This is a genomic window from Mycobacterium sp., assembly GCF_035499775.1.
Taxonomy (GTDB): Bacteria; Actinomycetota; Actinomycetes; order Mycobacteriales; family Mycobacteriaceae; genus Mycobacterium.
The window spans coordinates 1-11,366 of sequence record NZ_DATJYB010000477.1 but is presented as its reverse complement, the minus strand read 5'-3'; the positions used below and the strand labels follow the sequence as shown (position 1 = coordinate 11,366).

General features: G+C 68.4%; 10 protein-coding genes and 1 pseudogene. All 11 read left to right on the top strand.

Annotation, left to right across the window (positions count from 1 at the left end):
• Positions 1–948 (top strand): flavodoxin-dependent (E)-4-hydroxy-3-methylbut-2-enyl-diphosphate synthase (gene ispG, locus VML93_RS29535; RefSeq protein WP_325615960.1); only part of this gene is annotated, 948 nt, incomplete at its 5' end.
• A gap of 64 nt (positions 949–1,012) precedes the next feature.
• Complete coding sequence (locus VML93_RS29530; RefSeq protein ID WP_325615957.1) at positions 1,013–1,867, top strand: GNAT family N-acetyltransferase; 855 nt, start codon at positions 1,013–1,015, stop codon at positions 1,865–1,867.
• A 185-nt stretch (positions 1,868–2,052) separates the two neighbouring features.
• Positions 2,053–3,879, top strand: coding sequence for a penicillin-binding transpeptidase domain-containing protein (locus tag VML93_RS29525; RefSeq protein WP_325615954.1), 1,827 nt, complete (start codon positions 2,053–2,055; stop codon positions 3,877–3,879).
• Positions 3,880–3,916: 37 nt separating this feature from the next.
• Complete coding sequence (locus VML93_RS29520; protein ID WP_325615952.1) at positions 3,917–4,504, top strand: DUF1707 domain-containing protein; 588 nt, start codon at positions 3,917–3,919, stop codon at positions 4,502–4,504.
• A gap of 286 nt (positions 4,505–4,790) precedes the next feature.
• Positions 4,791–5,648 (top strand): type I methionyl aminopeptidase, encoded by an 858-nt coding sequence (gene map, locus VML93_RS29515; protein ID WP_325615950.1) that lies wholly within the window; start codon positions 4,791–4,793, stop codon positions 5,646–5,648.
• 4 nt (positions 5,649–5,652) lie between these two features.
• The gene (locus VML93_RS29510; RefSeq protein WP_325615948.1) at positions 5,653–7,194 is read left to right on the top strand and encodes a cobyric acid synthase; all 1,542 of its coding nucleotides are present in this window, start codon (positions 5,653–5,655) and stop codon (positions 7,192–7,194) included.
• A 55-nt stretch (positions 7,195–7,249) separates the two neighbouring features.
• Positions 7,250–7,804: an alpha/beta hydrolase gene (locus VML93_RS29505; protein WP_325615947.1), complete on the top strand. Its 555-nt coding sequence runs from the start codon at positions 7,250–7,252 to the stop codon at positions 7,802–7,804.
• A gap of 2 nt (positions 7,805–7,806) precedes the next feature.
• The gene (locus VML93_RS29500; RefSeq protein WP_325615945.1) at positions 7,807–9,180 is read left to right on the top strand and encodes a glutamine synthetase family protein; all 1,374 of its coding nucleotides are present in this window, start codon (positions 7,807–7,809) and stop codon (positions 9,178–9,180) included.
• A complete protein-coding gene (locus tag VML93_RS29495) occupies positions 9,131–9,871 on the top strand; it encodes a gamma-glutamyl-gamma-aminobutyrate hydrolase family protein (RefSeq protein ID WP_325615962.1) in 741 nt (246 codons plus the stop codon). The genes VML93_RS29500 and VML93_RS29495 overlap by 50 nt, the downstream gene beginning before the upstream one ends.
• Entirely contained in the window at positions 9,868–11,232 is a 1,365-nt protein-coding gene (locus VML93_RS29490) for an aldehyde dehydrogenase family protein (RefSeq protein ID WP_325615943.1), read from the top strand. Before VML93_RS29495 ends, VML93_RS29490 begins: the two co-directional genes overlap by 4 nt.
• A pseudogene (locus VML93_RS29485) lies at positions 11,229–11,366 on the top strand (short-chain dehydrogenase); the annotation flags it as partial. The gene VML93_RS29490 and the pseudogene VML93_RS29485, both read left to right, overlap by 4 nt.

Below are 11,366 nucleotides of genomic sequence, written 5' to 3'. Positions count from 1 at the left end.
GTGGCCTGCCCGCGCCAGGAGGACGCCGACGCGCTTGCCGAGATCGCCCGGCACAGCTCGATTCCGGTCATCGCCGACATCCACTTCCAGCCGAAGTACATATTCGCCGCCATCGACGCCGGGTGCGCCGCGGTGCGGGTCAACCCCGGCAACATCAAAGAATTCGACGGCCGGGTCGGCGAGGTCGCCAAGGCCGCCGGCGCGGCCGGCATCCCGATCCGCATCGGCGTCAACGCCGGTTCGCTGGACAAGCGGTTCATGGAGAAATACGGCAAGGCCACGCCCGAGGCGCTGGTCGAGTCGGCGCTGTGGGAGGCCTCGCTGTTCGAGGAACACGGCTTCGGCAACATCAAGATCAGCGTCAAGCACAACGACCCGGTGGTGATGGTCGCCGCCTACGAGCAGTTGGCCGCGCAGTGCGACTACCCCCTGCACCTCGGTGTCACCGAGGCCGGTCCCGCCTTCCAGGGCACCATCAAGTCCGCGGTCGCCTTCGGCGCGCTGCTGTCCAAGGGCATCGGCGACACCATCCGGGTGTCGCTGTCTGCGCCGCCGGTCGAGGAAGTCAAAGTCGGCAATCAGATTCTCGAGTCGCTGAATCTGCGGCCGCGTTCCCTCGAGATCGTGTCCTGCCCGTCGTGCGGTCGGGCTCAGGTTGACGTCTACACGCTGGCCAACGAGGTCAGCGCCGGACTGGAAGGCCTCGAGGTGCCGCTGCGGGTCGCGGTGATGGGGTGTGTCGTCAACGGTCCCGGGGAGGCCCGCGAGGCCGACCTGGGCGTGGCGTCGGGAAACGGCAAGGGGCAGATCTTCGTCAAGGGCGAAGTCATCAAGACCGTGCCCGAAGCCCAGATCGTCGAGACGCTGATCGAGGAGGCCATGCGGCTGGCCGCCGATCACGGTCCTGACACGACAGCGAGCGGTTCGCCGGTTGTGACCGTAAGCTGAACTTTGGCCGTTTAAAGCCCACGCCCCTTAGCACGCATCACCGAGAGTCCCCAGAGAGTCCCCAATGTCGGCTCCGCCCATCTTTCGCCTGGTCGGCGAGCGACGGGTGTCCGTGGTGCGTGATGCCGCCGCCGTGTGGCGGGTTTTCGACGACGACCCGGTCGGCTCCTGCATGGTCGCGGCCCGCGTCGCGGACCATGGCGTCGACCCCAATTCCATTGGCGGGGAATTGTGGACCCGGCGCGGCGCCAACGAGTCGCTGTGCTTCGCGGGCGCCAACCTGATCCCGCTGCGCGGCGCTCCGGCCGACCTGCATGCGTTCGCCGACGAGGCGTCGAGTGGAGCGCGGCGCTGCTCGTCACTGGTCGGTAGGGCCGACCTGGTGTTGCCGATGTGGGAGCGCCTCGAGTCGGGCTGGGGGCCTGCGCGCGACGTGCGCGACAACCAACCGCTGATGGCGCTGAGCAGCCACCCGGGCTGCGAGATCGACCCCGAGGTGCGCCAGGTCCGGCCCGACGAGCTGGACGCGTACCTGGTGGCCGCCGTCGACATGTTCATCGGCGAGGTGGGCGTCGATCCGCGCATCGGTGACGGCGGGCGGGGCTATCGGCGCCGGGTGGCCAACTTGATCGCCGCCGGGCGCGCGTGGGCCCGCTTCGAGCACGGTGAGGTCGTCTTCAAGGCCGAGGTGGGATCGCAGTCGCCGGCCGTCGGGCAGATCCAAGGGGTCTGGGTGCATCCGCAGTGGCGCGGCCTGGGCCTGGGCACCCGCGGCACCGCCATGCTGGCCGCGGTGATCGTCGCCGGCGGGCGCATCGCCAGCCTGTACGTGAACAGCTTCAACACCGTGGCCCGCGCCGCCTACGCGCGGATCGGCTTCGAGGAAGTCGGCACCTTCGCGACCGTCCTGCTGGACTGAGTGCGTTCATCGCTCGCCGAGCGTGCAGCTGTTGCGAAAATCCGGCCGACTTTTCGCAGTGAGCGCACGTTGGGCGAAGCCGACAGCCGTCCGCACGTCGGGACGCGCCCATGTCGCGGCGATAACGCTTCGGTCTCGGTGTGTCGGCGGCGGTGTCCGCGCCACCGTTCTTAACATCAGTAACGATGGTAACTCGAACAACTTTGGCCTCAGCTGCTTCGGTTCTGATGTTCGTCGGCGTCCTCGCCCTGTCCGGGTGTACCCCGCGGCCCGAGGGCCCGGCTCCGGCGGCTGAGAAGTTTTTCCGCGCGCTGTCCATTGGCGACACCGCGACCGCCGCACAACTCAGCGACAACCCCAACGAGGCGCGCGAATCCCTCAACGCCGCGTGGGCCGGTCTGCAGACCACCCACCTGGACGCGCAGCTGCTCAGCTCGAAGTACGCGGAGGACTCCGGCACGGTGAGCTATCGGTTCACCTGGCACCTGCCCAAGAACAGAACCTGGAGCTACGACGGCCAGCTCAAGATGGCCCGCGACGAAGGGCACTGGTACGTCCGCTGGTCCGCCACCGACCTACACCCCAAGCTCGGCGAGCACCAGACGTTCGCGTTGCGGGCCGACCGCCCGCGGCGCGCCGCGGTCAACGAGCTTGGCGGCAGCGACGTGCTGGCGCCGGGCTACCTGTACCACTACATGCTGGACGCCACCACGGCCGGACCTGCCCTGATCGCGACGGCGCATGCGGTGGTGGACGCGCTGCACCCGTTCAATCCGGCCCTGGACATCCTCAACGACCCGCAGCTATTGGCCGAACGCGCCAGCTCGGCGACCCAGCCGCTGGACCTGGGGGTCACGCTGCATCCCGAGGACAACGACAAGGTCGCGCCGGCAATCGGTCATTTGCCCGGAGTTGTGGTCATCCCTCAGCCCGACATGTTGCCGACCGACCCGCACTTCGCCCCCGCGGTCATCGCCGAAGTGAAAAAGGCCGTCATCGACCGCGTGGACGGTCAGGCGGGCTGGCGGGTGGTGATCGTCAACCAGAACGGCGTCGACGTCGAGATCCTGAACGAGGTTGAGGGGTCGCCGGCGCCGTCGGTCTCGATCACCCTGGACCGGGTCGTGCAGAACGCCGCTCAGCATGCGGTGGACACCCGGGGCGGCAAGGCCATGTTGGTGGTGATCAAGCCGTCGACGGGGGAGATCCTGGCGATCGCCCAGAACGCGGGGGCCAACGCCGACGGGCCGTTGGCCACCACCGGGCTGTTCCCGCCCGGGTCGACGTTCAAGATGATCACGGCCGGCGCGGCCGTCGAACGTGACATGGCCACGCCTAACACGATGCTGGGCTGCCCGGGAAAGATCGACATCGGGCACCGCACCATCCCTAACTACGGCGGCTTCGACCTGGGCGTCGTGCCCATGTCGCGGGCGTTCGCCAGTTCGTGCAACACCACGTTCGCCGAGCTGAGCAGCCGGATGCCGCCCCGGGGGCTGTCGCAGGCGGCCAGGAGCTATGGGATCGGGCTGGACTACCAGGTCGACGGAATCACCACGGTGACGGGTTCGGTGCCGCCGACGGTGGACCTGGCCGAGCTCACCGAGGACGGCTTCGGCCAGGGCAAGGTGCTGGCCAGCCCGTTCGGCATGGCGCTGGTGGCGGCGACGGTGGCGGCCGGGAAAACCCCGGCGCCGCAGTTGATCGCCGGGCACCCGACCACGGTCGAAGGCGACATCACCCCCATTTCGCCGAAGATGATCGACGCCCTGCGGCCGATGATGCGACTGGTGGTGACCAACGGGACCGCCAAGGAGATCGCGAACTGCTGCGGTGAGGTGTTCGGGAAGACCGGTGAAGCCGAATTCCCGGGCGGCTCGCATTCCTGGTTCGCCGGATACCGCGGCGATCTTGCGTTCGCGTCGCTGATCGTCGGGGGTGGCAGCTCGGAATACGCGGTCCGGATGACCAAGGTGATGTTCGAGTCGCTGCCGCCGGGCTATCTGGCTTGACGCAGTCCCGGTCTCCCAACAGCGGTAAATTGCGAGGGTGACGGATTTCGGTGGAGACATGGTTTCGTTGCGGGTCTCCGACGCCGACCGCAACGGCACCATGCGGCGGCTGCACAACGCTGTCGCGCTGGGCTTGATCGACATCGACGAGTTCGAGCAGCGCTCGTCGCGCGTGTCCTACGCGCGTACCCAAAGTGAGCTGGACGGGCTGGTCGGCGACCTGCCCGGGCCCGGCACGATCGTCACCTCGGCAGCCGACCGGGTGGAACTGCGTGGCTGGGCCGGCTCGCTCAAGCGGCACGGCGAATGGATGGTGCCCACCCGGCTGGCGCTGGTGCGCCGGGTCGGGTCGATCGAACTCGACCTCACCAAGGCCCGCTTCGCGGGGCCGGTGGTGGTCATCGAACTCGACATGAAGTTCGGCTCACTGGACCTGCGGTTGCCGGACGGCGCCAGCGCCTCGATCGACAACGTCGAGGTGTACGTGGGCAGCGCCAGCGACCGCCGCAAAGACGCCCCGGCCGAGGGAACGCCGCATGTCGTGCTGACCGGTCGGGTGGCGTTCGGCTCGGTGGTCATCCGGGGGCCGCGCCGTGCGCTTCGGCGGCGGCTGGGCAGGTTCTGATCTGCGCGGGATGGTGCAGCTTCTTGCCCAGCTGGTAGCGACGGGCGGTGCGCACTAGAACCGCCGCGCGAGCGGCCGCAAATGTACGCGGATGAGGGCATATCGCCGTACAAATGCGCGCGCTCGGTGGCGCGACGCCATCGTGGGCAAATCGGTAAGCGCTCTGCAACGCCAGTCGCTGGAAAGGCTGGTGGTCGGTCTGCCCGCCTGGGAGCGACAACCGGGGTGGCGGGCAGACTCGTCGCGGGCAGCGTCGCCCTACGCCGCCAGGCCGTAAGCTAGCGGGATGCCTGGTCGCACCGCGCTTTCCCCCGGCGAGCTGTCACCGACGCTGCCGGTGCCCAAGTGGATCGAGCGCCCGGAGTACGTCGGGAAGTCGACCGCGCGGGAGGGCACCGAGCCATGGGTGCAGACGCCAGAGGTGATCGAGAAGATGCGGGTCGCCGCCCGGATCGCGGCCAGGGCGCTGGAAGAGGCCGGCAAGGCCGTCGCGCCCGGGATGACCACCGACGAGCTGGACCGCATCGCGCACCAGTACATGGTCGACAACGGCGCCTATCCGTCGACACTCGGCTACAAGGGATTTCCCAAGTCCTGCTGCACATCGCTGAACGAGGTCATCTGCCACGGAATCCCCGACTCGACGGTGATCGCCGACGGTGACATCGTCAATATCGATGTCACCGCCTACATCGATGGGGTACACGGCGACACCAACGCGACCTTTCTGGCCGGCGACGTCTCAGAGGAACACCGGCTGCTCGTCGAGCGGACCCACGAGGCGACCATGCGGGCGATCAACGCCGTCAAGCCCGGCCGTGCGTTGTCGATCGTCGGCCGCGTCATCGAGTCGTATGCAAATCGGTTCGGGTACAACGTGGTTCGTGACTTCACCGGTCACGGCATCGGCACCACGTTTCACAACGGGCTGGTCGTCCTGCACTACGACCAGCCCGCCGTGGAGACGATCATGCAGCCGGGAATGACGTTCACCATCGAGCCGATGATCAACCTGGGCGCGCTGGACTACGAAATCTGGCCCGACGGGTGGACCGTGGTCACCAGGGACCGCAAGTGGACCGCGCAGTTCGAGCACACCCTGCTGGTCACCGACAGCGGCGTCGAGATCCTCACCTTGCCGTGAATCCGTGAGCGGTGCGCTGCTGGTGGCGGGCACCAGCTCCGACGCGGGCAAATCCGTGGTGGTCGCGGGCCTGTGCCGGCTGCTGGCACGCCGCGGGGTCCGGGTCGCGCCGTTCAAGGCGCAGAACATGTCCAACAACTCCGTGGTCACCGTCGACGGTGGCGAGATCGGCCGCGCCCAGTCCATCCAGGCCCGGGCGGCGGGCCTGGAACCCAGCGTGCGGTTCAACCCCATCCTGCTCAAGCCGGGCAGCGACCGGACATCACAACTGTTGATCCGCGGGCAGGTCGCCGACAGAGTCACCGCGGCAAGTTATTTCGACCACCGCAATCAACTCGCCGAGCTAGTGGTCAGCGAATTATCCTGCTTGCGAGCCGAATTCGACGCGGTGATCTGCGAGGGCGCCGGATCACCGGCTGAAATCAACTTGCGGGCAACCGATCTGGCAAACATGGGTCTGGCCAGAGCGGCGAACCTGCCGGTCGTTCTGGTCGGTGACATCGATCGCGGTGGCCTGCTGGCGCACCTGTTCGGGACGGTCGCGGTGCTCGACCCCGACGATCAGGCGCTGATCGCCGGCTTCATCGTCAACAAATTCCGCGGCGACCCGGCGCTGCTGGAACCCGGGCTACGGCAATTGCTGAGCATGACCGGGCGTCCCACCTACGGTGTCGTGCCGTACGCTGACCAGCTCTGGCTCGACGCCGAGGATTCGCTGTCGGTGGTTGCCCACCGCGTCGTCGGGACCCCGTCGCCGCCACGGGGCGACCAGTGGCTGCGGGTGGCCGCGGTGCGGCTGCCCCGGATCTCCAACTCCACCGACGTCGAGGCGCTGGCCTGCGAGCCGGGCGTGCTGGTGCGCTGGGTCACCGACCCCGCTGACCTGGCCGACGCCGACCTGATCGTGATCCCGGGCAGCAAAGCCACCGTCGCCGACCTGTCCTGGTTGCGCGATCGCGGGCTGGCCGGCGGGATCGCCGATCACGCGGGGGCTGGCAAACCGGTGCTGGGTATCTGCGGGGGTTTCCAGATGCTCTGCCGGCGCATCGAGGACGGTGTCGAATCCGGGGTCGGGCAGGTCGACGGGCTGGGCTTGCTCGACGCCGACATCGTGTTCGCCGCGCCCAAGGTGTTGTGCCGCTGGGGATCGCCGTTGACTGGCTACGAAATTCACCACGGGCGGGTGGCTCGGTGCGCCGAGGCAAGCTGGTTCCGCGTGGACGACTGGGGCGTCGAGGTCGAAGCCGAACCGCAGGGCATCATGCGCGGCGCGGTGTTCGGTACCCATTGGCACGGCCTGCTCGACAACGACGAGTTCCGTCGCGCGTTCCTCACCCGGGTCGCCGGCGCCGCGGGGCGAAGCGGATTCGTGGTCGCCGACGACGTCAACGTCGCCGCGCGACGCGACTCCCAACTGGACCTGCTGGCCGACCTTTTGGCGTCCCATCTCGACCTCGACGCGGTCCTCGGGCTGCTCGACGGGCCACCTCCGATCAGGCCGCATGTTGCCAGCGAGTTACGTGACGTGCCCCGCTCGGCGCTTTGATGCGGAAACGTCGCGCTCCCTACCCGGTTGGCTGTAACGTGCGGAAGTGCCCTCGATGATGACTACACTCGACGGGTTTCCCGTCCCGGTGGCCGTGGCCGGCCCGGAGAAGGGCGTTGTCGTTGTCATTCTGGGTGCTGAACAGCGTGCGCCGGCCGCCTACGACGCGGTGTGTGAGCGGCTGCACACGGCTTCGCTTCGCACCGTCGTCATCGGCCCCGAGCCGCGGCTGACCGCAAAGTCGGTGGTCGGCATCCTGGACGCCCTCAGGATCGGGTGGGCGGTGGTGGTCGGCGACCGCACCGGCGGCGAGCTGGCCTGGGAGCTGGCCGCGACCAGGTTGGGCCGGTTCGTCGGGCTGGTGGCCATCGACCGCGGACATCCGCGGGTCGCCGACCTGAACGGCGTGGTCCAAGATCCTGACTGCCCGCCGGTGGAGGTCAGCACCACCGTCTTGGTCAGCTCGCCGGCCGCGCGCGCGATCGCCCGTGACAGCCAGCGGTTCGTCTATGCCGATTACCGCATGGTGGACCTGCTCGGGCGGCGGAACGCACACGAGTCGACCGCCCAGCTGGCCGCCGAGATCGTCTTGCGCACCAGTACCTGGTAGCCATGACCGGTTCGGGTTCTGCGTTGTTGTCGTGGGCCGATCTGGAACGACTGGTCGGGACTGGCGACGTCGACACCGTCATCGTGGCGTTCACCGACATGCAGGGCCGGCTGGCCGGCAAGCGGGTGTCGGCCCGGCTCTTCATCGACGAGATGGCTGAGCACGGCGCCGAGTGCTGCAGTTACCTGCTGGCCGTCGACGTCGACATGAACACCGTGCCCGGCTATGCGATGTCGAGCTGGGACACCGGCTACGGCGACATGGTGATGACGCCGGACCTGACCACTTTTCGGCTCATTCCCTGGCTGCCGGGCACCGCGCTGGTGATCGCCGATCTCGTGTGGGCTGACGGCAGCGCCGTCCCGGTCGCGCCCCGCGCCGTGCTGCGCCGCCAGCTCGACCGGCTGACCGAGCGGGGCCTGGCCGCCGATGTCGCCACCGAGCTGGAGTTCATCGTGTTCGACCAGCCCTACCGCGAGGCGTGGTCCAGCGGCTACCGCGGCCTGACGCCGGCCAGCGACTACAACATCGACTACGCGATCTTGGCGTCGTCGCGGATGGAGCCGCTGCTGCGCGACATCCGGCTGGGAATGCAGGGCGCGGGCCTGCGATTCGAGGCCGTCAAGGGCGAGTGCAACCGGGGCCAGCAGGAGATCGGGTTCCGTTACGACGAGGCGCTGGTCACCTGCGACAACCACGCCATCTACAAGAACGGCGCCAAGGAAATCGCCGACCAGCACGGCAAGAGCCTGACCTTCATGGCGAAATACGATGAGCGCGAAGGCAATAGCTGCCATATTCATCTTTCGCTGCGCGCCCGGGACGGTACCGCGGCGTTCAACGACGACAGCGGGCCGCACGGCATGTCCCCGCTGTTCCGCAGTTTCGTCGCCGGCCAGTTGGCCACGTTGTGCGAACTGACGCTGTTCTACGCCCCGAACATCAACTCCTACAAACGGTTCGCCGACGGCAGCTTCGCCCCCACGGCAGCGGCCTGGGGGTTGGACAACCGCACCTGCGCAATGCGGGTGGTCGGCCGCGGGCGCAACGTCCGGGTCGAATGCCGCGTTCCCGGTGGTGATGTCAACCAGTACCTCGCGGTGGCGGCGCTGATCGCCGGGGGGCTGCACGGTGTCGAGCAGGACCTGCCGCTTCCCGAGCCCTACGACGGAAATGCTTACCAAGCAACGGATGTCGGGCGGCTGCCCGCCACGCTGGCCGAAGCCGCCGCGCTGTTCGAGGCTTCGTCGCTGGCTCGAGAGGCGTTCGGCGACGACGTCGTCACGCACTACCTGAACAACGCGCGGGTCGAGCTGAAGGCGTTCAATTCGGCCGTCACCGACTGGGAGAGGATGCGCGGCTTTGAACGCCTGTAAACCGGTGATCGGCCTGACGATGTATCTCGAGCAGGTGCGGACCGGAATCTGGGACATTCCCGCGGCCTACCTGCCAGCCGACTATTTCGAGGGCGTGGCGCTGGCCGGGGGTATTCCTGTGCTGCTCCCGCCGCAGCCGGTGGACGCTGTCGGCCGCGTCCTCGACAGCCTGGACGGGCTGGTGATCACCGGCGGATACGACCTGGACCCAGCCGCTTACGGACAGCAACCGCATCCGACCACCGACGCGCCGCGCACAAACCGTGACGCCTGGGAGTTCGCGCTGCTGAGGGCCGCGTTGGACCGGGGTCTGCCGGTCCTGGGTATCTGTCGTGGCGCACAGGTGTTCAACGTCGCGTTCGGTGGGACGCTGCATCAGCACCTGCCCGAGGTGCTGGGCCACAACGGCCATAGGGCCGGCAATGGCGTGTTCAGCAGGCTGCCGGTGCGCACCGTGGCGGGCACCCGGGTGGCGGCATTGATCGGCGATACCGCCGAGGTGCCGTGCTATCACCATCAGGCCATCGACAAAGTGGGAGACGGACTGGTGGTCGGCGCGTGGGACGTCGACGGGGTGGTCGAGGCGGTGGAGTTGCCCGGGGACGCGTTTGCCGTTGCGGTGCAATGGCATCCGGAGAAGACCCTGGACGACCTGCGGCTGTTCTCCGCTCTGATTGCCGCCGCTCGATGACCTCGACACAGCTGGTGAATCCGGCGACCGAGGAAGTGCTGCGGTCGGTCGAGCACACTTCGGCGGCCGCCGTCGACGACGCGGTGGGCCGGGCCCGGGCGGCCCAGCGGCGCTGGGCGCGGCTGGCGCCCGCCGAGCGGGCGGCCCTGTTGCGGGCCTTCGCGGCCGCCGTCGACGCCCACGTCGACGAGCTGGCCGCATTGGAAGTGGCGAATTCCGGACACCCGATCGCGTCGGCGGAGTGGGAAGCCGGCCACGTCCGCGACGTGTTGGCGTTCTATGCCGCCAGTCCGGAGCGCTTGTCCGGCAAGCAGATTCCCGTCGCGGGCGGGCTGGATGTCACCTTCAACGAACCGATGGGCGTGGTCGGTGTGATCACGCCGTGGAACTTCCCGATGATGATCGCCTCGTGGGGCATCGCGCCGGCCCTGGCCGCCGGCAACGCGGTTCTGGTCAAACCCGCCGAGTGGACGCCGCTGACTACCCTGCGGCTCGGCGAGCTGGCGGCGCAGGCGGGGCTGGACGAAGAACTGCTGCAGGTGCTGCCGGGCAAGGGCACGGTGGTAGGGGAGCGCCTCGTCACCCACCCGGACGTGCGCAAGATCGTGTTCACCGGGTCGACCGAAGTCGGCAAGAAGGTGATGGCCGGGGCCGCTGCCGGGGTCAAGCGGGTGACGCTGGAGCTGGGCGGCAAGAGCGCCAACATCGTCTTCGAGGACTGCGACCTGGAGCTCGCGGCGGCGACCGCGCCGGCCGGGGTGTTCGACAACGCCGGGCAGGACTGCTGCGCTCGCAGCCGAATCCTGGTGCAGCGCAGCGTCTACGAGAGGTTCATGGAGCTGCTCGAGCCGGCCGTTGCGGCGGTGGTCGTCGGCGACCCCGGATCCCGCGACACCGAAATGGGTCCCTTGGTCTCCGCCGCGCACCGCGACAAGGTGGCCTCCTACGTGCCCGGCGACGCCCCCGTCGCGTTTCGTGGCACGGCTCCGGTGGGGCGTGGATTCTGGTTTCCGCCAACGGTTCTCACCCCGCAGCGCACGGACCGCACCGTCACCGACGAGATCTTCGGCCCGGTGGTGACGGTACTGGCGTTCGACGACGAGGCCGACGCGGTGGCGCTGGCCAACGACACCGCCTACGGGCTGTCCGGATCGATCTGGACCGACGACCTGTCCCGCGCGCTGCGGGTATCGCGGGCGGTGGAATCGGGAAATCTGTCTGTCAATTCGCACTCGTCGGTGCGCTACAACACCCCGTTCGGCGGCTTCAAGCAGTCCGGACTGGGCCGCGAGCTCGGGCCGGACGCGCCGCTGCATTTCCCCGAGACCAAGAACGTGTTCATCGCCGTCAAGGAGGCCTGATGGATCTGACGCAGCGGCTGGCCGGGCGGGTGGCGGTGATCACCGGCGGCGGCAGCGGCATCGGGTTGGCCGCCGGCCGCCGGATGGCTGCCGAAGGCGCGACGATCGTCGTCGGCGACATCGACGCCGAGGCC